Raw genomic sequence first — 23844 nt, 5'->3', positions numbered from 1 at the left:
CTCCTCAGGCCGGCCAGTTCGCTGGATAGCTCACTGCGCGTTCGTCATGGTCGCTGCGCAACTGCCGCCGGGCCCTCTTCGACAGCCGGTCTCCCATCACGATGCCGTTGATGTGGTCGGTCTCGTGGTGCAGGCACCGTGCGATGTAGCCACGCCCGTGATCGTGACCGGCTGATCTTCGCGCAGCAACTGATCGAAGGGCATGACCCAGTTCTACCGCACCCGCTTTCCTCGAGACACAAGACCACTGAGGACCGGTCACCGTGCTGCATCATGATGCAGCACGGTGATTCTATGATGCGTCTGTGCGCACGACGGTGACCATTGATGATCAACTGCTCGCCGAAGCGAAGATGGCTGCGGCGCGTGACGGGCGATCGCTGGGCTCAGTGGTGGATGACGCGCTTCGGGTGCTGCTTCGTGGCCGAGCTCAGTCGCCGGATCAGGTCGACTGGACGTTTCCGACGAGCGGGGCAGGCGGACTCCAGCCCGGTGTCGATCTGAACGACAAGGATGCACTCGCAGACCTGTTGGACCGATGATCAGCCCCGACGTCAACGTCCTGCTCTATGCCTTCCGAGAAGACAGCGCCGACCATGAGCGCTACCGCGATTGGTTGCGTGCAGTGCTCACCGGTGCCGAACCGGTGGGCATGAGTGAACTCGTGCTCTCGGGAGGCGTGCGGATCGCGACTCATCATCGCGCCTACCGCCAGCCAAGTTCGGTTGCCGACGTACTTGCCTTCTGCGACGCGATGCTGAGCGCACCTTCGGTGGTGCCGATCCGCCCCGGAGCGCGACGCTTCGCCATCTTTGCGGAACTCTGCCGCATTGTCGGTCCGAGAGGGCACGTCGTTCCGGACGCCTACCACGCGGCGCTGGCAATCGAGCAGGGCGCGACGTGGATCACCACGGATCGCGGGTTCGCGCGGTTCCCGGGTCTCTCCTGGCGTCTTCCGGCGTAAGGCCGGGCCCTGCCATGGCATCCACCCACGCTTGGACGCTGCGTCCCGTGACGGACGGCGTCTACGGGACGCTGATGACGCCTGGCGCATCCGCGCCTGACGTCGGGGTTCTGCTGATCGGGGGATCGGGCGGCAACGAACCGTCATACCTGGCCGAACCGTTGGCCCGCAACGGGATTGCGGCGATGTCGGTCGCCTACTTCGGCCAGGAAGGTCTGCCCGCCGGACTTGGGAGGATTGAGCTCGGCTATTTCCGCACTGCTCTCGAACTCCTGCGCTCTACGCTCGATCGCCCGAATCTCCCGGTGGTGGTGCTGGGGCAGTCGCGCGGCAGCGAAGCGGCCGTGCTGGTCGCCGTGCACTTCGCCGAACTGGTCGACGCGGTGGTGGTGACGGTGCCGAGCAACATGGTGATCGGTGGGTACCCGATGGGCGGGCCAGCATGGCTGCTGAACGGTACGGCGCTGCCGTACAGCGACGAGTCCGGGCCGACGTGCGACGATCCTCGCGCGGTGCTGCCCGTGGAGCTGGTGCGCGGTCCAACGATGTTCGTCGCGGCGAGTGCCGATGAGGTCTGGCCATCTGGGCCCATGGCTACCGCTATGGCCACGCGACTCGTCGACAAGGGCATCTACAGCCACCGGTTGCTCACGTATGCCGATGCCACTCACGCGCTGGGTTACCTCCTCCCGGTGCTGCCCGACGGCCTCCTGCCCGAGAACATCGCCGACCCGCCGCAAACCCGTGCTGCCCGGGCTGATGCTTGGCCGAAGGTGGTGCAGTTCATCCGTTCGGTGGCCGAAGGGAGGTGACCTTGGCGTCGCGAGGGTTTGTTGCGACAAGCCGCGAGTTTGGTTGTCACGGTTTTGCGTCATCGTGTCGCCCGCCACGAGGGCTGTGGCACGTTGACAGTCATGGGAAGTGATCCAGGAGCGCGCGGGTCCAGTGGCTCATTGACCGGCGAGTTGGAAGGACGCGCGTTTCTCTCCACCGCGGTAGCCGGTCGCGTCCTGGTGCAGGGGAGCCGCATTCGGCTCGACTTCGGTGCCCGCGGACGGCTGAGAGCACACGCCGGCTGCAACCACCTCGCCGGTGAACTGCGGTGCGACGGGCAGCGGCTGACCGTCGAGGCGTTGTCAATGACCGAGATGAGTTGCGGGCCTGCGTTGGACGATCAGGACTCGTGGCTTCAGGATCTCTTGCAATCGGGTCTGGACGCGGAGCTGGATGGCTATGTCCTCACGCTGACCGGACGGGGAGTGCGATTGGAGCTTCTCGACCGTCGTGTCGCCGATCCGAACCGGCCGCTGGAGCGGACCGCCTGGATGCTGGACGGCCTGATCATCGGCACCGGGCCGACCAGGGCACTTACGTCGACACCATTCGAGGTGACTGCGTGGCTGGCGCTCGAGCACGGCCGGATGCGCTTCTTCGACGGAGCCCACGACTACGACAGCGCGGTGACTGTCGGCAGCGACGCCGTGCACCTACACGGGGAAGTCACGCGCCGTACGGCGGGGGACATGAGTGCGCACTCCGTCGACCTATCCGTACTTACCCGAGACTTCCGCTACCTGATCACCGGGCGCTATCTCACGGTGACGGGTGCCGGAGGGGCGGGGTTGATGTTCGTCGCGATCGACACAGCCTCGGTGTCGGTCACGTCCACGGGTATATGACGGGGCGGTCGCGGTTCGGTAGGTGACTCGGTATCGAGGGTGGCGCCTGCTGTGATTATCCGAAAATTTATCCGATAGAACCGTTGTGCTATCAGGATGCGTTCAGATGTCCTGCAGGTACGGCGAAACGCCCTGAGCGGTAAGGAGGTTCGGGTATGACGAGCAACAATCCGGACCCCTGCCGCCCGGCCCGGATGAAGGTTCGGCGACGCGTAGTGGTGACGTTTCCAGCGACCGATTGGTTCCCCCCGGTGGTGCCGGGTCGTGCTGCGGAGATCGTGGAGTTGGCTCGGGAGTTCCGGGCTGCCCTGGATGAGGTGCCGGGTGCGCTGTACCAGGTGGGTGAGGCCGGGTTGTCCGACCTGATGACCCAGCTGATGGGCGTGCATTTTCCCGTGCTGCGCAGGTGGCGACCGTGGTCGTGACGGAGGCGCATATCCGGGGTGAGGTGAATACGTCGGTGTCGGCATCGGCGGTGCAGTGGATCACCGCCCACGCGGCCGAAGCGGGCACGATGGTGGAACCACAGGACGCGAAGACGATGGCCGTGGTCGCCGAAGCCTACGGTGACCGCCGCAACGCGGTGGTGGCGGGCGCTGTGCGGGAGGGTTCGTGCACGTTGGCGGTGGCACTGGGACCTCACCCAGACCGGATGCCAACCCCCGGCGCAGCCTGACCTGGGGCCGGCGGAGCACCTGCCTCAGCGGCACCTGCCTCAGCGGCACCGGACCAGCGCGGCAAGCCTGGCCCCCGCGGCGCCTGATGCTGGCCGTCAGGATCACGTCTCATCGAACGGGGTAGAAGCCCACCGAGCGGGGTAGAACCACGCACGCTCAAGCCCCGGATATCTACCCCGCTCGACACCGAAGTACCCCGCTCGGCGCGAGGGCGCCGACCCGATGCGAGCGTCGCCCGCTTCGACCTCCGATGCGCTCCTCCGCCAGCTGACCGTCAACCGCCGCGGCGGCCGGGTCTCGGAAGCACTCCTCGGCGCCTTTCGGCACCGCTCCTCCACCTCTACTCGGCGGACGAGGTGCGCGGCGGGTGACCGGCGATCACTAAGCAAGCGCTTAGCGAGTGGGTTACTGTGAAGTAGCACACGCCGATCAACCGAAGGGTCGTTCGATCATGCACCTACACCTGTCCGAGGAGGATGCTGCCTTCCAGCAGCAGATGCGCGACTTCTTCACCACGCAGGTTCCTGCAGACTTGCGCGCCCGATGGGCCGCCGGGGGAGAACCCAGTGCCGACGACATGCGCGAGGCGCAGCGGCTGCTCAACGCCGCCGGGCTGGCGGTGCCGCACTGGCCGGTCGAGTGGGGCGGCAAGGACTGGACCCAGTTGCAGCGCCATATCTACCTGCAGGAGATGCAGGCGGCCAGCGTCCCGCCACCACTGGCCTTCAACGCGAACATGGTCGGCCCGGTGATCGCGACATTCGGCAGCCAGGAGCAGAAGGAGCGCTTCCTGCCGCCGACGGCCAACCTCAACATCTGGTGGTGCCAGGGCTTCTCGGAGCCAGGTGCCGGATCCGACCTGGCCGGTCTGCAGATCCGGGCGGTGCTGGACGGTGACGAGTGGGTGGTCAACGGTCAGAAGACCTGGACCACCCTTGGGCAGCACGCCGACTGGATCTTCGCGCTGGTGCGCACCGAGCCGGACGCACCCAAGAAGCAGCAGGGCATCTCGTTCCTGCTGATCGACATGACGACGCCCGGCATCACGGTGCGGCCCATCCAGCTCATCGACGGTGGCCACGAGGTCAACGAGGTCTTCTTCGACGACGTCCGGGTGCCGGCCGACCAGCTGGTCGGCGAGCGCGGCCAAGGCTGGACGATCGCGAAGTTCCTGCTCGGCAACGAGCGGGTGGGTGTTGCCCCAGTCGGGACCATCAAGCGCGCGCTCGCCAGCGCCAAACAGCACGCGGCCCAGATCGCCTCCGGCGACGGCACCCTGCTGCAGGAGCCACTGGTGGCGGCACGGTTCGCCGAACTCGAAACCCAGCTCGCCGCACTCGAACTCACGGTGCTGCGCGTCGCGGCCAACTCTCACGGCGACAAGCCCGAGCCCGCCTCCTCGATCCTCAAACTGCGGGGCTCCCAGCTGCAGCAGGACGTCTTCGAGTTCACCGCCGACATCGCCGGACCCGCGTCCCTGGAGTGGCACCAGCCGGACGACACCGACCTCGCGGCCTGGACCGCGCTGGCCACCAGGACCTACCTCAACTTCCGCAAGGCATCCATCTACGGCGGATCCAACGAGGTGCAGCGCAGCATCATCGCTTCCGGCATTCTCGGACTGAAAGGCTGAGCAGACATGGATTTCACCATCGACGACGACCAGAAGGCCCTGCAGGACGCTGTCCACGAGCTCGCCGCCCGGCACGCGCCCGCCGAAGCGCACGGCGACGTGCCCGTCGGCCCCGCTGCGCATGACCCGAAGACCTGGGCCGCGATCGCCGAGATGGGTCTGCTTGCGCTGCCCTTCGGTGAGGACGTCGGCGGCGCAGGTGCCTCGACCGTCGAAGTCGCCCTGGCAGCAACGGAACTCGGCAAAGCCAGAGTCGTCACGGCATACGCCGACGCACTCACCGCTGCCGGACTGATCGCCCATGGCGGCACCGCCGCCCAGCGCGACGACCTGCTGCCCGGGCTGCTGGACGGCAGCGTGCTGATCGTCCCGGGCCTCGCCGAACCGGGTCGGTCCTGGTCGCTCGAGGCGTATGACGTGACGGCCTCCGGAGCCGCCGGCGAGGTCACCCTGAGCGGCGCCAAGGAACCGGTGCCCTACGCCGACGCCGCCGACAAACTGGTGGTCACAGCACGCGCCGGGGACCGCACGGGGCTCTACCTCGTCGATGCCGCCGACGTCACGAGCACGCACGTCCGTTTCGACGGGACGCCCGCCGTCGCCCTCGGCAGCCTCGACGACGCGCCGCGCGCACTTCGGGCCGGTCTCAATCTCGGCATCCTCGCCGTCACTGCGGAGGCGCTCGGCGCGATGGACGCGGCACTGCCGATGACCGTCGAATACCTCAAGACCCGCAAGCAGTTCGGGGTGCCGCTGGCGGCGTTCCAGACGCTCACCCAGCGCGCTGCCGACATGTACGTCTCGCTGGAACTCGCGCGCAGCACCGTGCTCTACGCGGGTATGGCGCTCGCCGCCGACCCGGATGACGCCACCGCCGCGTCCCGGGCCAAGGTGGTCACGGGGCAGTCCGGCCGGCACATCGGCCAGGAGGCGATCCAGTTGCACGGCGGCATCGGCATGACCGCGGAGTATGCCGTGGGCCACTACACCGCCCGCCTCACCGCGATCGAGCACACCTTCGGCGACACCCGGTGGCACTTGGCCCGGCTCGCGGCGACACTCGACGACCACCAGCAGGTCGACGTGCTGGCCTGATCCCGAATGTTGCGCCCGTTTCTGCGGCGCGTCAACACTTGGTCAAGCCTCCGTCCAGCTTTGGCAAGGGTTGCCCCCTGATCATTGCGCCCGACTGCTCGACACACGAAAGTGGCTACGCCGCAAGCGCATTCGCGCTTGCGGCGGTCCCGATCCGTCACATCGAGAAGAAGGCAACCCCATGCGCAGCATCACCCGTCTCGCATTCGCAACCGCCGCGACGGCCGTCTTGGCCGCCACCGGCACCGCGTCGGCATCCGCCGCCACCCCGACCGGCGACGCCGTCAGCCCACACATCATCGGCGGCTCCAGCGGCACCTCGCCATACATCGTCCAGCTGGTCTTCGGGCAGAGCGACGGCACCTACGGCTGCACCGGCGAGGCGATCGCGCCCCACTGGGTGCTGACCGCCAAGCACTGCATCGACGGCACCCAGTGGATGGACGTCTACTACAGCAACTCGGTCACCAGCCCCGGCACCGCGATCGCCGCCGACCAGGTGGCCGGTTCGTCGTCCGGCGACGTCGCCCTCGTGCACCTGTCGAAGGCGAAGAAGCTCTCCGGCGGGTACGCGCCACTGGCGTCGTCATACACCCCGAAGTCCGGCACCAGCGGCACCATCTGGGGCTACGGGCTCACCGCCGGTGGTGCCCAGCCGAAGCACCTCAACAAGGCGACCGTCAACGTCCTCGGGTCCAGCACCGACGCGTATGGCGGCAAGGCCGTGCACGTGAAGGGCTCCAACGGCGCCTCCAACCACGGTGACTCCGGCGGCCCGCTCTTCGTCGGCGGTGTCATCGTCGGGGTCTGCTCCACCGGCGACGTGGCCGACCCGGGCAGTGACATCCATGCCGGTTCCAACTACGCCAACCTGACCGCGAGCCGGTCGTGGATCCGGTCCGTCGCGAGAGTATGACGGGCTGATTCGCGGCCCCGATCCGCCGGCGCCGCCGCACCTGATTCCTCCCCAGGAGGCGGCGGCGCCCGCGTCGTCCGACACGCCTACTTCTCCGTATCCCTTGACCCCGGTGTGCCGAAGGGTGCACTCTCATGGCGTCGGATCTCATCGCCGGGGGGCTTCTGGGACCCGACCGCTACCGCGTGTGGACACGCGGGTCCTTTTCGGGTATGGTGTTGCTTTGCGCTGCCCGTATCCAGCCAACCCACCTTTGACCTGCTGACATCGACGCGCCCGATTCGCCTCGGACGTGCACGAGCCAAGCACCTGTCGTCGCGCCGTGAGACGCGTCGAGGTCGCGATGGGAAAGCCAGGCTGCGGCTGCGTCATACGAATCGCCCGCTTTGAAATGCCTGTGGAAGGATCCATCCTTGGCTGCCTCGCGCACTGCGACCCAATCCCTCTCCTCGGCAAAGACGGCTTCCGGCCGTCTGTCGTTCGCCAAGATCCGCGAACCCCTGGAAGTCCCCGATCTGCTCGCCCTGCAGACCGACAGCTTCGACTGGCTGCTCGGGAACGAGCGTTGGCAGGCCCGCGTGGCCGACGCCAAGGCCGGCGGCAAGGTCGACGTCCCGGACCGCTCCGGTCTGGAGGAGATCTTCGAGGAGATCTCCCCGATCGAAGACTTCTCCGGGTCTATGAGCCTGTCCTTCCGCGACCACCGGTTCGAGGAAGTCAAGTACTCCATCGAGGAGTGCAAAGAGCGCGACATGACGTATGCCGCGCCGCTGTTCGTCACCGCGGAGTTCATGAACTCCGGCACCGGTGAGATCAAGAGCCAGACGGTCTTCATGGGCGACTTCCCGCTCATGACCGATCGCGGCACTTTCATCATCAACGGCACCGAGCGTGTCGTCGTCTCCCAGCTGGTCCGCAGCCCGGGGGTCTACTTCGAGCGGTCGCTCGACAAGACCTCGGACAAGGACATTTACACCGCCAAGATCATCCCGAGCCGTGGCGCGTGGCTAGAGTTCGAGATCGACAAGCGCGACCAGGTCGGCGTCCGCGTCGACCGCAAGCGCAAGCAGTCGGTGACCGTGCTGCTGAAGGCGCTGGGCTGGTCCGAGGCGCAGATCCTGGAGGAGTTCGGCGACTACGAGTCGATCCGGCAGACGCTGGAGAAGGACCACACCGCCACCCAGGACGAGGCACTGCTGGACATCTACCGCAAGCTGCGTCCGGGCGAGCCGCCGACCCGTGAGGCCGCCCAGAACCTGCTGGACAACCTCTACTTCAACGGCAAGCGCTACGACCTGGCCAAGGTCGGCCGCTACAAGGTCGACAAGAAGCTCGGCCTCGAGGCGTCGATCTCGCAGAGCACGCTGTCGGTCGACGACATCGTCGCCACCATCAAGTACCTCGTCGCGCTGCACGCCGGCGAGGAGACCATCGCCGGGCGCCGTGACGGCGACGAGGTGGAGCTGCGCGTCGAGGTCGACGACATCGACCACTTCGGCAACCGCCGCATCCGCAACGTCGGTGAGCTGATCCAGAACCAGGTCCGCACCGGCCTGTCCCGCATGGAGCGGGTGGTCCGCGAGCGGATGACGACCCAGGACGTCGAGGCGATCACGCCGCAGACCCTGATCAACATCCGGCCGGTCGTCGCCTCCATCAAGGAGTTCTTCGGCACCAGCCAGCTGTCGCAGTTCATGGACCAGAACAACCCGCTGTCGGGTCTGACCCACAAGCGGCGGCTCAACGCGCTCGGCCCCGGTGGTCTGTCGCGCGACCGCGCGGGCATGGAAGTCCGTGACGTGCACCCGAGCCACTACGGCCGCATGTGCCCGATCGAGACGCCGGAAGGCCCGAACATCGGTCTGATCGGGTCGCTCGCGTCATACGGGCGGATCAACGCGTTCGGTTTCATCGAGACGCCCTACCGCAAGGTCTCCGGCGGCCAGGTCACCGACGAGATCCACTACCTGTCCGCCGATGAGGAGGACAACTTCGTCATCGCGCAGGCCAACGCGGCACTGACCAGCGACAACCACTTCGCCGAGGACCGGGTGCTGGTCCGCACGCGCGGTGGTGAGGCGAGCGACGTGCCGGCCGACGAGGTCGACTACATGGACGTGTCCGCACGCCAGATGGTGTCGGCAGCGACGGCGCTGATCCCGTTCCTGGAGCACGACGACACCTCGCGTGCGCTCATGGGCGCCAACATGCAGCGTCAGGCCGTGCCGCTGGTGCAGTCCGAGGCGCCGCTGGTCGGCACCGGCATGGAGCAGCGCGCCGCGCTCGACTCCGGTGATGTCGTGCGTGCCGAGAAGGCCGGTGTCGTCACCGAGGTCTCGGCCGACCTGGTCACCGTCATGAACGACGACGGCACCCAGACGACCTACCGCATCAGCAAGTTCCTGCGCTCCAACGCGGGCAACTGCTACAACCACCGCGTGGTCGTCAACGGTGGCGACCGGGTCGAGCAGGGCGCGGTCATCGCCGACGGTCCCGCGACCGACGGTGGCGAGATGGCCCTCGGCAAGAACCTCCTCGTGGCGTTCATGTCGTGGGAGGGTCACAACTTCGAGGACGCGATCATCCTGTCCCAGCGCCTGGTGCAGGACGACACGCTGAGCTCGATCCACATCGAAGAGCACGAGATCGACGCCCGGGACACCAAGCTCGGCCCGGAGGAGATCACTCGCGACATACCCAACGTCAGCGAGGACGTGCTGGCCGACCTGGACGAGCGCGGCATCATCCGCATCGGGGCCGAGGTCCGCGACGGCGACCTGCTGGTCGGCAAGGTCACCCCGAAGGGCGAGACCGAGCTGACCCCGGAGGAGCGCCTGCTCCGTGCGATCTTCGGTGAGAAGGCGCGCGAGGTCCGCGACACCTCGATGAAGGTGCCGCACGGCGAGACCGGCACCGTCATCGGCGTCAAGGTCTTCGACCGCGAAGAGGGCGACGAGCTGCCGCCGGGTGTCAACCAGCTGGTCCGTGTGTATGTCGCGAACAAGCGCAAGATCACCGACGGCGACAAGCTGGCCGGACGCCACGGCAACAAGGGCGTCATCTCCAAGATCCTGCCCGTCGAGGACATGCCGTTCCTGGAGGACGGCACCCCGGTCGACGTCGTGCTCAACCCGCACGGCGTGCCGCGCCGGATGAACCTCGGCCAGATCCTGGAACTGCACCTGGGCTGGGCGGCGTCCCGTGGCTGGAAGATCGAGGGCAGCCCCGAGTTCGCCACGCAGATCGCGCCGGACGCGCAGGAAGCCCCCGCGGGCTCGCGCGTCGCGTCGCCGGTCTTCGACGGCGCGTCCGAGGACGTCATCACCGGTCTGCTCGACGCCACGCTGCCGACCCGCGACGGGGTGCGCCTGGTGGACCACACCGGCAAGACCCGGCTCTTCGACGGCCGCTCCGGCGAGCCGTTCCCGGAGCCGGTGTCGGTGGGCTACATGTACATCCTCAAGCTCCACCACCTGGTCGACGACAAGATCCACGCTCGCTCCACCGGCCCCTACTCGATGATCACCCAGCAGCCGCTCGGCGGTAAGGCCCAGTTCGGTGGCCAGCGCTTCGGTGAGATGGAGGTCTGGGCACTGGAGGCGTATGGCGCCGCCTACGCCCTGCAGGAGCTGCTGACGATCAAGTCGGACGACGTGACCGGCCGCGTGAAGGTCTACGAGGCCATCGTCAAGGGTGAGAACATCCCCGAGCCCGGCATCCCGGAGTCGTTCAAGGTCCTGATCAAGGAAATGCAGTCGCTGTGCCTCAATGTCGAGGTGCTCTCCAGCGACGGCACCCTGATCGACCTGCGCGACTCCGACCAGGAGGTCTTCCGCGCAGCGGAGGAGCTCGGCATCGACCTGAGCCGGCGTGAGCCGAGCTCGGTCGAGGAAGTCTGAGAACTTCATCACCGGTGCGGTATGCCGGGAGGCCTCTCGGCATACCGCACCAAAATCCTTGAACACCAGAACTTTTCAGACTTCGTAAGACACGAGAAGGAAGGCACAACGTGCTGGACGTCAACTTCTTCGACGAACTGCGTATCGGCCTCGCCACCGCTGACTCGATCCGTCAGTGGAGCCACGGTGAGGTGAAGAAGCCCGAAACCATCAACTACCGCACCCTCAAGCCGGAGAAGGACGGGCTCTTCTGCGAGAAGATCTTCGGTCCGACCCGCGACTGGGAGTGCTACTGCGGCAAGTACAAGCGCGTCCGCTTCAAGGGCATCATCTGCGAGCGCTGCGGCGTCGAGGTGACCCGTAGCTCGGTGCGCCGTGAGCGGATGGGCCACATCGAGCTGGCCGCACCGGTCACACACATCTGGTACTTCAAGGGTGTGCCGTCGCGCCTGGGCTACCTGCTCGACCTTGCCCCGAAGGACCTGGAGAAGGTCATCTACTTCGCGGCATACATGATCACCTCGGTGGACACCGAGCAGCGTCACAAGGACCTGCCGTCCCTGGAGGCGCAGATCGAGGTCGAGAAGAAGGAACTCGAGAACGCTCGCGACAACGCGGTCAACACGCGCGCTGCCAAGCTCGAAGCCGACCTGGCCGAGCTGGAGAAGGAAGGCGCGAAGGCCGACGCCCGTCGCAAGGTCCGCGAGTCCGCCGAGCGCGAGATGAACCAGATCCGCAAGCGCGCCGACCAGCAGATCGAGCGACTGGAGCAGGTCTGGGACCGCTTCAAGAACCTCAAGGTCCAGGACCTGGAGGGCGACGAGGTGCTCTACCGCGAGATGCGCGACCGCTTCGGCCTCTACTTCGAGGGCGGCATGGGCGCCGAGGCGCTGCAGAAGCGCCTGGAGACGTTCGACCTGGACGCCGAGTCCGAGTCGCTGCGCGAGATCATCGCGACCGGCAAGGGCCAGCGCAAGACGCGTGCCCTGAAGCGGCTGCGCGTGGTCACCGCGTTCCTGCAGACCAAGAACAACCCGAGCGGCATGGTGCTGGACTGCGTGCCAGTCATACCGCCGGACCTGCGCCCGATGGTGCAGCTGGACGGTGGCCGTTTCGCGACCTCCGACCTGAACGACCTCTACCGCCGGGTCATCAACCGCAACAACCGGTTGAAGCGGCTGCTGGACCTCGGTGCGCCCGAGATCATCGTCAACAACGAGAAGCGCATGCTGCAGGAAGCTGTCGACTCGCTGTTCGACAACGGCCGTCGTGGCCGCCCGGTGACCGGGCCGGGCAACCGCCCGCTGAAGTCGCTGTCCGACATGCTCAAGGGCAAGCAGGGCCGCTTCCGCCAGAACCTGCTCGGCAAGCGCGTCGACTACTCGGGCCGTTCGGTCATCGTCGTCGGCCCGCAGCTGAAGCTGCACCAGTGCGGTCTGCCCAAGCAGATGGCGCTGGAACTGTTTAAGCCGTTCGTGATGAAGCGGCTGGTCGACCTCGACCTCGCGCAGAACATCAAGTCGGCCAAGCGCATGGTCGAGCGCCAGCGCGCCGAGGTGTGGGACGTCCTCGAAGAGGTCATCACCGAGCACCCGGTGCTGCTGAACCGCGCGCCGACGCTGCACCGTCTCGGCATCCAGGCCTTCGAACCGCAACTGGTCGAGGGCAAGGCCATCCAGATCCACCCGCTCGTCTGCACCGCGTTCAACGCGGACTTCGACGGTGACCAGATGGCCGTCCACGTGCCGCTGTCCGCGGAGGCGCAGGCCGAGGCGCGCATCCTGATGCTGTCGAGCAACAACGTCCTCAAGCCGGCCGACGGCCGTCCTGTGACCATGCCCAGCCAGGACATGATCACCGGTCTCTACTTCCTGTCCGCGCAGGACGGCGAGGCGCGCGTCGACGACGAGCACCTGCGGGCGTTCTCGTCGCCCGCCGAGGCACGTATGGCGTTCGACCGTCACGAGATCAAGCTCGGCTCGCTGGTGACCATCCGGTTGCGCGACCAGGTGCCCCCGACCGGTTTCGCGCTGCCCGAGGGCGCCGAGCCGGACGAGCTCGGCCGCCTGGCGTCATTCGAGCTGGACACCACCCTCGGTCGCGTCCTGTTCAACCAGGCGCTGCCGGAGGACTACCCCTTCCTCAACCAGGACATCGACAAGAAGGCGCTCTCGGGCGTCGTCAACGACCTGGCCGAGCGCTACCCGAAGGTGCAGGTCGCTGCATCGCTGGACGCGCTGAAGGAAGCCGGCTTCCACTGGGCCACCCGTTCGGGCTGCACCGTCGCCATCAGCGACGTGCAGACGTCCTCGAACAAGTGGGGCATCCTGGCCGGCTACGAGGAGAAGGCCGCCAAGATCCAGACACAGTACGACCGTGGTCTGATCACCGACGACGAGCGCCGTCAGGAGCTCGTGGAGATCTGGACGCAGGCGACCAACGAGGTCGCCACGGACATGCAGCACAACTTCGACGCCAAGAACCCGATCTACCGGATGGTGTCCTCGGGCGCCGGCGGTAACTGGTTCCAGGTCCGGCAGATCGCCGGTGCGCGTGGGCTGATGGCCAACCCGAAGGGTGAGATCATCCCGCGCCCCATCAAGGCGAACTTCCGCGAGGGCCTGTCGGTGCTGGAGTTCTTCATCTCCACGCACGGTGCCCGTAAGGGTCTGGCCGACACCGCGCTGCGCACCGCCGACTCGGGATATCTGACCCGACGCCTGGTGGACGTGTCGCAGGACGTCATCATCCGCGAGGACGACTGCGGCACCGACCGCGGGCTGCTGCTGCCGATCGGGCAGCGTGGCTCCGAAGGTGGCCTGGTCGAGCACGAGAACGTCGAGACCTCGGTCTACGCGCGCACTCTCGCGACCGATGTGGTCGTCGACGGTGAGGTGCTCGCGCAGGCGGGCGCCGACCTGGGTGACGTCAACCTGGACAAGCTGCTCGCGGCCGGGGTCGAAGAGGTCAAGGTCCGCTCGGTGCTCACCTGTGAGTCCCGGGTCGGCACCTGCGCCATGTGCTACGGCCGTTCGCTGGCCACCGGCAAGCTGGTCGACATCGGTGAGGCCGTCGGCATCATCGCGGCCCAGTCGATCGGTGAGCCCGGCACCCAGCTGACGATGCGCACCTTCCACACCGGTGGTGCCGCGGGTGACGACATCACCCAGGGTCTGCCGCGTGTGGTCGAGCTCTTCGAGGCCCGCACCCCCAAGGGTGTCGCGCCGATCGCCGAGGCGACCGGCCGGGTGCAGATCGAGGAGACCGACAAGGCTCGGCGCATCCTGCTCACGCCGGACGACGGCTCGGAGGAGCACGCTTACCCGGTGAGCAAGCGCGGCCGGCTGCTGGTGCAGGACGGTCAGCACGTCGAGGTCGGCACGCTGCTCGTGCAGGGTGCCATCGACCCCAAGCAGGTGCTGCGCATCCAGGGTGCGCGCGACGTGCAGAAGCACCTCGTCGACGAGGTGCAGAACGTCTACCGCCAGCAGGGTGTGTCGATCCACGACAAGCACATCGAGGTCATCGTGCGGCAGATGCTGCGCCGGATCACGATCATCGAGGCGGGCGACACCGACCTGCTGCCCGGCGAGCTCGTCGAGCGCAGCCGCTTCGAGGACGCGTCCCGTCGGGCGCTGGCCGAAGGTGGTCGCCCGGCGTCCGGTCGCCCGGAGCTGATGGGCATCACCAAGGCGTCGCTGGCCACGGACTCGTGGCTGTCGGCGGCCTCCTTCCAGGAGACCACGCGAGTGCTCACCGAGGCTGCGATGCACGCCAAGAGCGACCCGCTGCTCGGCCTGAAGGAGAACGTCATCCTCGGCAAGCTGATCCCCGCCGGCACCGGCCTCCCGCGTTACCGCAACGTGAAGGTCGAGCCGACCGAGGAAGCCAAGGCTGCGCTCTACGCCCTGCCGGACTACCAGCCGTACGACTACCCGGTCTTCGGCCCGGGCTCCGGCGAGGCGGTCCGTCTGGACGACGCGTCGCTCGGGTTCGACAGCTGATCGACGATCGTTGAGGAAGGAAGCCCCCGGCCACTGCGGCCGGGGGCTTCCTCGCGTCCGGGCGCGGGTTTCGGCGGCCTCGACGGTCGAGGGTTCGGTATGGCGTGAGGCGTCATACGTGACGTAACCCTCGACGGTCGAAGCTTTGGGGACCGGACACCGCGCGGGGCGTCCCGAAGTCTCGACGGTCGAGGGTTGGGGACGGGAGACCGGGCTGGGGGTGTCCCGAAGTCTCGACGGTCGAGGGTTGGGGACGGGAGACCGGGCTGGGGGTGTCCCGAAGTCTCGACGGTCGAGGGTTGGGGACGGGAGACCGGGCTGGGGGTGTCCCGAAGTCTCGACGGTCGAGGGTTGGGGACGGGAGACCGGGCGGGACGGGAAATCCCCGTCAGTCACCCGGCTCGTCCGGCCCACCCCGGGGGCCGTGGTGCTCGGAGTCGTAGGCGACGTAGTAGCTGGGGCGCTGTTGCAGGGCCGAGTACGTGCGGCCGACATACTCCCCGAGTATGCCGAGGCACAGCAGTTGCAGCGCCGAGAAGACCGCCAGGATCACGACCGTCGATGCCCAGCCGGACGCGGTGCCGCCGGAGAGTTTGCTCCACACGCCATACACCAGCACCAGCGCGGCCACCACGAACCCGAGCAGGCTGAACCAGGTCGCGAACCGCAGCGGTGCCTGCGAGAAGCCGGTCACCGAGTCGAGTGTCAGCCCGACCATCTTGCGCAGCGGATATTTGGACTCTCCGGCAGCCCTGGCCTCCCGCTTGTAGTCGACCGTCGTGGACGGGAAACCGAGCGCCGGTACGACGAGCCGCAGCACCCGGCCCTGCTCGGGCAGCGCATTGATCGCGTCGACGGTCTCGCGCGACATCAGCCGGAAGTCGCCGGCGTCCTGGGAGATGTCCAGCTTGGCCAGGCGGCGCATCAGCCGGTAGAACGCGCCGGCCGTATGACGCTTGAACGCCGAGTCGGTCGTGCGGTCGCTGCGCACGCCATACACGACATCGACGTCCTGGGACACCGCGGCGGCATACATTCGCGCGATCGTCTCGGGCGGGTCCTGCAGGTCCGCGTCGATGGTGACCACCCAGTCGCCGCGCGAACGTTGCAATCCGGCGGAGATCGCCGCCTGGTGACCGGAGTTGGCCCGCAACCGGACCACCCGCAGCGCGGGCCATTCCCGCAACGCCCGCTGCAGCAGCACTGGTGTCGTGTCCGTCGAGCCGTCGTCGACGGCCAGCACTTCGTAGGGGACGGGAAGCTCGTCGAGCACCGGCCGCAGCCGGCGGACGAACAACGGAAGCACCGCCTCCTCGTTGAACATCGGGACGACGACCGTCAGCACGGGCCGGCCGGGTGGTTCGGATACCCTCACGGGCGCAAATCTGCCAGATCTGCGCGGCGGCGGTCGCGGCGCGGTGCCGGATTGCGCCGATTTTGCCGTCATACCACGGACAGGTAGGATTGTCATTCGTGCGTGGGCTCTGCCCTGCCCGCTGATCGGTCGCCGCTTTCGGGTGTATGACGGGTCGCGTGGCACCAGACCACCACACGCTCTCGCCGGGCAGCCTTTGGGAAGAGGAAGTGCGGGGGAGAGCGCCGGTCCGACACTCCCGAGCGCGGGGGTCGGCGGAGCGGGAAATCCAAGGAGTTGGCCCGGGGTGTGAACCCCTGCCGACAGACAAGAATCGATCAGTTAGGAAAGGCAGTAGGTTGCCTACAATCAACCAGCTCGTCCGCAAGGGGCGGCAGGACAAGGTCGCCAAGGTCAAGACGCCTGCCCTCAAGGGCAGCCCGCAGCGACGCGGTGTGTGCACCCGCGTCTACACCACGACCCCCAAGAAGCCGAACTCGGCGCTGCGCAAGGTCGCGCGTGTGCGCCTCACCTCGGGCATCGAGGTCACGGCATACATCCCCGGCGTGGGCCACAACCTGCAGGAGCACTCGATCGTGCTCGTGCGCGGCGGTCGTGTGAAGGACCTGCCGGGTGTGCGTTACAAGATCATCCGCGGCGCGCTCGACACCCAGGGTGTCAAGGGCCGCCAGCAGTCCCGCTCCCGGTACGGCGCGAAGAAGGAGAAGAAGTAATGCCTCGCAAGGGCCCCGCTCCCAAGCGCCCCCTCGTCGTCGACCCGGTCTACGGTTCCCCGCTGGTCACCCAGCTGGTCAACAAGATCCTGCTCGACGGCAAGAAGTCCATCGCCGAGCGCATCGTCTACGGCGCCCTGGAAGGCTGCCGTGAGAAGACCGGCACCGACCCGGTCGTCACGCTCAAGCGCGCACTCGACAACGTCAAGCCGAGCCTCGAGGTCAAGAGCCGCCGCGTCGGCGGTGCGACCTACCAGGTTCCGGTCGAGGTCAAGCCCGGCCGGGCGACCACGCTGTCGCTGCGCTGGCTGGTCGGCTACGCCCGGCAGCGTCGCGAGAAGACGATGACCGAGCGCCTGATGAACGAGATCCTCGACGCCAGCAACGGCCTGGGTGCCGCAGTGAAGCGCCGCGAGGACACGCACAAGATGGCCGAGTCCAACCGGGCCTTCGCGCACTACCGCTGGTGATGCGTGCCGCCGCCGGTGCAACTGCCCCGGCGGCGGGCCTCGGGCGGCATACGCCGTTCATGGGGCGCAGGGCGGCATATGCCGTTCGCTGGGCCCCAAGGCGGCATACGCCGTTCATTTGATACGAGTCGAAGGAAGAAGAAAACGTGGCACTCGACGTGCTGACCGACCTGAACAAGGTCCGCAACATCGGCATCATGGCGCACATCGATGCCGGTAAGACCACGACCACCGAGCGCATCCTGTTCTACACCGGCGTCAACCACAAGATGGGCGAGACCCACGACGGTGCGTCGACCACCGACTGGATGGAGCAGGAGAAGGAGCGGGGGATCACCATCACCTCCGCGGCCGTGACCAGCTTCTGGGACGGCAACCAGATCAACATCATCGACACCCCCGGCCACGTCGACTTCACCGTCGAGGTCGAGCGCTCGCTGCGCGTGCTGGACGGCGCGGTTGCGGTGTTCGACGGCAAGGAAGGCGTCGAGCCGCAGTCCGAGACCGTATGGCGCCAGGCCGACAAGTATGACGTCCCGCGCATCTGCTTCATCAACAAGATGGACAAGATGGGCGCCGACTTCTACTTCACCGTGCAGACCGTCATCGACCGCCTCGGCGCGGAGCCGCTCGTGCTCCAGCTGCCGATCGGCGCCGAGGCCGACTTCGTCGGTGTCGTCGACCTGCTGCTGATGAAGGCCCTGGTCTGGCCGGGCGACGCCAAGGGTGACGTGACCCTGGGCGCGAAGTACGAGGTCCAGGACATCCCGGCCGACCTGCTGGAGCAGGCGGAGGAATACCGCTCCAAGCTGGTCGAGCGGGTCGCCGAGGCCAACGACGCGCTGATGGAGAAGTACCTCGAGGGCGGCGAGCTGACCATCGACGAGCTGAAGGCCGGCATTCGCAAGCTGACCGTCAACTCCGAGGTCTACCCGATCCTGTGTGGCTCGGCGTTCAAGAACCGCGGTGTGCAGCCGATGCTCGACGCGGTCGTGGACTACCTGCCGTCGCCGGTCGACGTGCCGGCCATGGTCGGTCACAAGCCGGGCGACGAGACGATCGAGGTGCTGCGTCACCCGAGCACGGACGACCCGTTCTCCGCGCTCGCCTTCAAGATTGCCGCGCACCCCTTCTTCGGCACGCTGACCTTCATCCGGGTCTACTCGGGCAAGGTCTCCGCCGGCAGCCAGGTCTACAACACGACCAAGGGCAAGAAGGAGCGCATCGGCAAGCTCTTCCAGATGCACGCCAACAAGGAGAACCCGGTCGAGGAAGCTCTCGCCGGTCACATCTACGCGGCGATCGGTCTGAAGGAGACGACCACCGGCGACACCCTGTCGGACATGAACGACCAGGTCGTGCTGGAGTCGATGAGCTTCCCCGAGCCCGTCATCCACGTGGCGATCGAGCCGAAGACCAAGGGTGACCAGGAGAAGCTGGGCACCGCCATTCAGAAGCTCGCGCAGGAGGACCCGACGTTCTCGGTCCGCCTGGACGAGGAGACCGGCCAGACCGTCATCGGCGGCATGGGCGAGCTCCACCTCGACATCCTGGTCGACCGCATGCGGCGGGAGTTCAAGGTCGAGGCCAACGTCGGTGCGCCGCAGGTCGCCTACCGCGAGACGATCCGTCGTCCCGTCGAGAAGTACGACTACACGCACAAGAAGCAGACCGGTGGTTCGGGCCAGTTCGCGAAGGTCCAGCTGTCGATCGAGCCCCTGGACACCGAGGAAGGCGAGCTCTACGAGTTCGAGAACAAGGTGACCGGTGGCCGTGTGCCGCGCGAGTACATCCCGTCGGTCGACCAGGGCATCCAGGAAGCCATGCAGCTCGGCGTCCTGGCCGGTTACCCGCTCGTGGGTGTCAAGGCCACCCTGCTCGACGGTGCCTACCACGACGTCGACTCCTCGGAGATGGCGTTCAAGATCGCCGGTTCGATGGCGCTGAAGGAAATGGTCCGCAAGGCCGACCCCGCGCTGCTCGAGCCGATGATGGCCGTCGAGGTCCGCACGCCCGAGGACTACATGGGCGACGTGATCGGTGACCTCAACTCCCGCCGTGGCCAGATCCAGGCCATGGAGGACATCAGCGGCGCGAAGGTCGTCAAGGCCGTCGTCCCGCTGTCGGAGATGTTCGGGTATGTCGGTGACCTGCGGTCCAAGACCCAGGGTCGTGCCAACTACACGATGCAGTTCGACTCGTACGCCGAGGTTCCCAAGAACGTCGCGGACGAGATCATCAAGAAGATCCGGGGCGAGTGACGCGGGTGCTGCGGCATACCGAATTGATCCTGGTATGCCGCAGCGCCTATCGTCAGCCCGGTTTGAAAACACCACTCAACCATCCAGGCGCCGCCCCGGCGTCAGCAATTGTCCTTGAAGGAGGACCCCACAGTGGCTAAGGCCAAGTTCGAGCGGACCAAGCCGCACGTCAACATCGGAACGATCGGTCACGTCGACCACGGCAAGACCACGTTGACGGCCGCCATCACCAAGGTGCTTGCGGACAAGTACCCCGACCTGAACACCGCGGCTGCGTTTGCCGACATCGACAACGCACCCGAGGAGCGTCAGCGCGGTATCACGATCAACGTCTCCCACCAGGAGTACGAGACCGAGAAGCGTCACTACGCACACGTTGACGCTCCGGGTCACGCCGACTACGTCAAGAACATGATCACCGGCGCGGCGCAGATGGACGGCGCCATCCTCGTGGTCGCCGCCACCGACGGCCCGATGCCGCAGACCCGTGAGCACGTGCTCCTCGCGCGTCAGGTCGGCGTCCCCTACATCCTGGTGGCGCTGAACAAGGCCGACATGGTCGACGACGAGGAAATCCTCGAGCTCGTCGAGATGGAGGTCCGTGAGCTGCTGTCGAGCCAGGAGTTCGACGGCGACAACGCCCCGGTCGTGAAGGTCTCGGCGCTCAAGGCGCTCGAGGGCGACCCGGAGTGGACCAAGTCGATCGAGGAGCTCATGGACGCGGTCGACGAGTCGATCCCGGACCCGGTCCGCGACACCGACAAGCCGTTCCTGATGCCGATCGAGGACGTCTTCACGATCACCGGTCGTGGCACCGTCGTCACCGGCCGTATCGAGCGCGGTGTGCTCAACGTCAACGAAGAGGTCGAGATCGTGGGCATCCGCGAGGCCTCGCAGAAGACCACCGTCACCGGCATCGAGATGTTCCGTAAGCTGCTCGACGAGGGTCGTGCGGGCGAGAACGTCGGTCTGCTGCTGCGCGGCACCAAGCGCGAGGACGTCGAGCGCGGCCAGGTTGTCGTGAAGCCGGGCTCGATCACCCCGCACACCGAGTTCGAGGGCCAGGTCTACATCCTGGGCAAGGACGAGGGTGGCCGGCACACGCCGTTCTACGACAACTACCGCCCGCAGTTCTACTTCCGCACCACCGACGTGACCGGTGTCGTGAAGCTGCCTGAGGGCACCGAGATGGTCATGCCCGGTGACAACACCGAGATGACCGTCACGCTGATCCAGCCGATCGCCATGGAGGACGGCCTGCGCTTCGCCATCCGCGAGGGCGGCCGCACCGTCGGCGCCGGCCGGGTCACCAAGATCCTCAAGTGATCTCGGCGCCCGCCTGATCGAGCGGTACAGAACGCTCACGAGCGGCACAGCAAATCTTCGTGATTTGCTGTGCCGCTCGATGCGTTTGTGTGCCGTTCGATCGTGTGGGCTGCGCGGGCACGAGTGGAGTTATACAAGGGCTCTTGTGTATGACACGCGCGGCTCGCACGATATATCGCATGACTCGCAAGACGGCGGCCGAGCGCCATACCGACTCGGCACCCGCGGACGACGTGACCGGACAACCCGCCGGCGCCGCGCTGGTCGACGCGCTGCTCGCACTGCACCACCCAGTGCGGCGGCGCATCTACGAGGTGCTGACCAACGAAGGCCCGGCGACCGTGGGGCAATTGGCCGGCCGGCTGGAGCTCGCGGTCGGCTCGGTCAGCCACCACCTGAAGCCGCTGCACAAGAATGGGTTCATCGAGCCCGCGCCCGAACTCGCCCGTGACACGCGCGAGTCGTGGTGGCGCGGCATCAACCGCCGGCTGTCCTGGAGCGGCGACGACTACCCGGACGGCAGCTTCGCCCGGCAGGTGACCGATGCCGCCGAACGCGCCAACCTCGAATACCTCAACGCCGTGACGGTGCAGTGGCTGCGCACCCGAGACCAGCTCCCGGAGGTATGGCGGGAGAGCCTGGCGACCGACACGTTCGTCCCGGCGACCGTGCAGCAACTCAAGGACTTCGTGCGGCGGATCGACGCGGTACAGCAGGAGTGGTACCGCGAGGTGCGGGCGGATGCCGACCGGAACCCGTCCGCCGAGCGCCGTCCGGTGCGCTTTATCGCGCGCGTCTTCCCCGGCGACCCGGGTGCGGTGTGACGACCACCGCAGCCCCGACCCTCATCGCCGGCGAGCCACCCGCGGTCCGGCGCGACCGGATGGTGCAGATGTACGTCGTGGCGGCGCTGGTGTCGGCGGCTGGCGACACAGTCTTCTCGATCGGGCTGGCCTGGACCGCGGTGCACCTGCTGTCGCCGGGTATGGCGGGGCTCGTGCTCGGCATCGAGACTCTCCCGCAGGCGCTCTGCACGCTGCTCGGCGGGGTGATCGCGGACCGCTTCGACACCCGCCGGGTGATGGTGCTCGGCGAGCTCGCCCGGATCGTCGTGCTCGGGTTCGCAGCGGTGGCGTGGCAGAGTGGATTACACTCTGGCGCAGTGCTTTTCGCGGTCGCGATCTGCTTCGGCACAGCAGCCGGACTGAGCAGTCCGGCCGCCCGGACGCTGGTGCGCCAATTGGTGCGTGGCAGCGACCTGGTGACGGTCAGTGGCTGGACACAGGTCGGCTCCCGGCTTGCGCGGCTGCTCGGCGCGCCGCTCGGTGCGGTGATCATCCAGTGGGGGTTCGGGTTCTCCATGCTCCTCGACGCGCTGAGCTTCCTCGGGGTTGTCCTGGTGCTGTGGCTGGTGGTGCGCCCGCGCTTCCGGCTCCCGCGCCACGTCGACGAGTCGGTGCGCGCCTCGCTACGGTCCGGCTGGGATTACGTCCGCAGTTCCCAGGTGGTGCGCGTCTTTCTGCTCGGGCTCGCCGCTCTCAACGTCTTCCTCACACCGGTCTTCGCCGTCGGAGTAGCCCTCCGAGTGACCGAATCCCATTGGGGTTCGACGTGGTTGGGCGTCTCTGAAGCCACGTTCGCGATCGGTGCGATCCTTGGCTCGATCGCGGGGACACGATGGCAAGGCGATTACTTGCCACGACGGTCGTTCGTGGCGCTGGTGCTGCAAGGGATCGGCCTGGCCGCGGTCGGTTTGCCGACGCGCATCGGACTGGTCGCCGGTATGGCGCTCGTCGGTGTCACGGCGGGGCTCGCCTCGGTCTGGATCAGCGGATCATTCCAGCGGATCATCGCACCGAGCCACCTCGGCCGGGTCGGGTCGATCAGCAATCTCGGTGACCTCGTGCTCACCCCGGCGGTCACGCCGCTCTTCGGGCTGCTGGCCGCTGCCTCATCTGTACTGGTCGCGACGGCAGCATGCGGTGTGGCGATGAGTGCGTTGTGCGCGACGTTCGCGGCCAATCGCGAGATCCGCGGGCTGCGTTGACTTACGGTGCGGTGGTGAAGAGCCACGGTGTCGTCGGCTGCAGCGTGGCAGCGATGGCTCTCTGGTGGCGCGCGGCGTGCGGGATCTCCTGTGGCGCACCGGAATCCGGGTGCAGCACGTGATTGCCGAGGGCGACATACAGGCTGCGGAGCGTGTGCATGGCGTTGGTCGCTGCGCCGGCACCGGACCGGGTTCGCCGCCGGCGAACAGGTCGGCGACCGGATCCAGCAGCGGCTCCGGCCCGGCATTCGGATCACCGAGGAGTATGGCGCAGACGGCTCCCGCGACGCGGTCGTCCTCCTGATCGTGCCAGACGAATTCGGTGTGGGCAGTGAGGCGTTCGGCAATCACAGCCAAGAGACGATCGGCCGGCACGAGACCGGCCAGACCGAACGTGCCGATCGCATCGGCACCGTGCGCGACGGCGTGAATCCAGCCGAGCTCTCCGTCATACCCACGCAGGTCGGTCTCCGCCGGCCACCAGGCCAGGACGGCGTCGGACCACTCGCTCGGCCATCCGCCGTCGCCCGCCGGCCATGAGCCAGCCAGCACGGCGAAGATCAGCGGCGCGAACGACCGCGCGAATGCATCCGGGTGAGACAGTCTTTCGACCATCCGATCGCCGAGCCAGCGGCGCTGGGCCGTGGTGAGGTTCCCGCCGGAGATCGCATCCGCGAGCGCCGCGAAGGCGCCGTCGTCGCGGGTCGCCGGATCGGGGGAGGCGAGGTCGGTGACGTGCTGCTCGAGGGTGGCCTGGTCCATGTCTCACAGTGTGCCAAGGCCCG

20 protein-coding genes are annotated in these 23844 nt (G+C 67.2%); 17 read left to right on the top strand and 3 right to left on the bottom strand.

The features are described 5' to 3' along the window. Window positions 1–4: 4 nt before the first annotated feature. Window positions 5–262 carry a peptide deformylase gene (locus EFY87_RS10625; protein ID WP_123271462.1) on the bottom strand — a complete coding sequence of 86 codons (258 nt, stop codon included), beginning with the start codon at window positions 260–262 and terminating at the stop codon, window positions 5–7. 43 nt (window positions 263–305) lie between these two features. Here EFY87_RS10625 and EFY87_RS10620 point away from each other — a divergent pair, with 43 nt between their 5' ends. The 11 genes from EFY87_RS10620 (at window position 306) to EFY87_RS10570 (ending at window position 14867) form a co-directional block, all read left to right on the top strand. Then, window positions 306–542 carry a type II toxin-antitoxin system VapB family antitoxin gene (locus EFY87_RS10620; RefSeq protein ID WP_123271461.1) on the top strand — a complete coding sequence of 79 codons (237 nt, stop codon included), beginning with the start codon at window positions 306–308 and terminating at the stop codon, window positions 540–542. Then, on the top strand, window positions 539–964 hold the full coding sequence (locus EFY87_RS10615; protein ID WP_123271460.1) for a type II toxin-antitoxin system VapC family toxin: 426 nt from the start codon (window positions 539–541) through the stop codon (window positions 962–964). The genes EFY87_RS10620 and EFY87_RS10615 overlap by 4 nt, the downstream gene beginning before the upstream one ends. Before the next feature lie 47 nt (window positions 965–1011). After that, entirely contained in the window at window positions 1012–1776 is a 765-nt protein-coding gene (locus EFY87_RS10610) for an acyl-CoA thioester hydrolase/BAAT C-terminal domain-containing protein (protein ID WP_158607587.1), read from the top strand. 102 nt (window positions 1777–1878) lie between these two features. Continuing rightward, window positions 1879–2643, top strand: a complete 765-nt coding sequence (locus tag EFY87_RS10605; protein ID WP_123271458.1) for an META domain-containing protein — start codon at window positions 1879–1881, stop codon at window positions 2641–2643. 155 nt (window positions 2644–2798) lie between these two features. Next, a complete protein-coding gene (locus EFY87_RS10600; RefSeq protein ID WP_148043305.1) occupies window positions 2799–3068 on the top strand; it encodes a hypothetical protein in 270 nt (89 codons plus the stop codon). After that, window positions 3050–3319, top strand: coding sequence for a hypothetical protein (locus EFY87_RS10595; protein WP_123271456.1), 270 nt, complete (start codon window positions 3050–3052; stop codon window positions 3317–3319). Before EFY87_RS10600 ends, EFY87_RS10595 begins: the two co-directional genes overlap by 19 nt. A gap of 452 nt (window positions 3320–3771) precedes the next feature. Continuing rightward, the gene (locus EFY87_RS10590) at window positions 3772–4953 is read left to right on the top strand and encodes an acyl-CoA dehydrogenase family protein (protein WP_123271455.1); all 1182 of its coding nucleotides are present in this window, start codon (window positions 3772–3774) and stop codon (window positions 4951–4953) included. Between the two features lie 6 nt (window positions 4954–4959). Then, window positions 4960–6048 (top strand): acyl-CoA dehydrogenase family protein, encoded by a 1089-nt coding sequence (locus EFY87_RS10585; protein ID WP_123271454.1) that lies wholly within the window; start codon window positions 4960–4962, stop codon window positions 6046–6048. A gap of 181 nt (window positions 6049–6229) precedes the next feature. After that, window positions 6230–6964 carry a S1 family peptidase gene (locus EFY87_RS10580; RefSeq protein ID WP_123271453.1) on the top strand — a complete coding sequence of 245 codons (735 nt, stop codon included), beginning with the start codon at window positions 6230–6232 and terminating at the stop codon, window positions 6962–6964. A 413-nt stretch (window positions 6965–7377) separates the two neighbouring features. Then, entirely contained in the window at window positions 7378–10863 is a 3486-nt protein-coding gene (gene rpoB / locus EFY87_RS10575) for a DNA-directed RNA polymerase subunit beta (RefSeq protein WP_123271452.1), read from the top strand. 110 nt (window positions 10864–10973) lie between these two features. Then, window positions 10974–14867: a DNA-directed RNA polymerase subunit beta' gene (locus EFY87_RS10570; RefSeq protein ID WP_123271451.1), complete on the top strand. Its 3894-nt coding sequence runs from the start codon at window positions 10974–10976 to the stop codon at window positions 14865–14867. Between the two features lie 388 nt (window positions 14868–15255). On the opposite strand, the gene EFY87_RS10565 is transcribed toward EFY87_RS10570, so the two are convergent. Then, the gene (locus EFY87_RS10565) at window positions 15256–16242 is read right to left on the bottom strand and encodes a glycosyltransferase family 2 protein (RefSeq protein WP_281276199.1); all 987 of its coding nucleotides are present in this window, start codon (window positions 16240–16242) and stop codon (window positions 15256–15258) included. Between the two features lie 338 nt (window positions 16243–16580). On the opposite strand from EFY87_RS10565, the gene rpsL reads away from it, so the two are divergent. From rpsL to EFY87_RS10535, 6 genes are all read left to right on the top strand, one after another. Beyond that, window positions 16581–16955 carry a 30S ribosomal protein S12 gene (rpsL, locus tag EFY87_RS10560; protein WP_123271449.1) on the top strand — a complete coding sequence of 125 codons (375 nt, stop codon included), beginning with the start codon at window positions 16581–16583 and terminating at the stop codon, window positions 16953–16955. Continuing rightward, a complete protein-coding gene (rpsG, locus tag EFY87_RS10555) occupies window positions 16955–17425 on the top strand; it encodes a 30S ribosomal protein S7 (RefSeq protein WP_123271448.1) in 471 nt (156 codons plus the stop codon). Before rpsL ends, rpsG begins: the two co-directional genes overlap by 1 nt. Window positions 17426–17571: 146 nt before the next feature. After that, entirely contained in the window at window positions 17572–19686 is a 2115-nt protein-coding gene (fusA, locus tag EFY87_RS10550) for an elongation factor G (RefSeq protein WP_123271447.1), read from the top strand. 132 nt (window positions 19687–19818) lie between these two features. Then, window positions 19819–21012: an elongation factor Tu gene (gene tuf / locus EFY87_RS10545; RefSeq protein ID WP_123271446.1), complete on the top strand. Its 1194-nt coding sequence runs from the start codon at window positions 19819–19821 to the stop codon at window positions 21010–21012. 179 nt (window positions 21013–21191) lie between these two features. Further along, on the top strand, window positions 21192–21836 hold the full coding sequence (locus tag EFY87_RS10540) for a transcriptional regulator (RefSeq protein WP_158607586.1): 645 nt from the start codon (window positions 21192–21194) through the stop codon (window positions 21834–21836). After that, a complete protein-coding gene (locus tag EFY87_RS10535; protein ID WP_158607585.1) occupies window positions 21833–23059 on the top strand; it encodes an MFS transporter in 1227 nt (408 codons plus the stop codon). Before EFY87_RS10540 ends, EFY87_RS10535 begins: the two co-directional genes overlap by 4 nt. Here EFY87_RS10535 and EFY87_RS10530 read toward each other — a convergent pair. Continuing rightward, window positions 22964–23821: a DUF2785 domain-containing protein gene (locus EFY87_RS10530; protein WP_123271443.1), complete on the bottom strand. Its 858-nt coding sequence runs from the start codon at window positions 23819–23821 to the stop codon at window positions 22964–22966. The two genes, EFY87_RS10535 and EFY87_RS10530, sit on opposite strands and share 96 nt — an antisense overlap. Between the last annotated feature and the right edge of the window lie 23 nt (window positions 23822–23844).

The organism is Flexivirga caeni (genome assembly GCF_003724155.1).
In the GTDB taxonomy this organism is placed as follows: domain Bacteria; phylum Actinomycetota; class Actinomycetes; order Actinomycetales; family Dermatophilaceae; genus Flexivirga; species Flexivirga caeni.
This window is presented reverse-complemented; position numbering and strand designations above follow the sequence as displayed.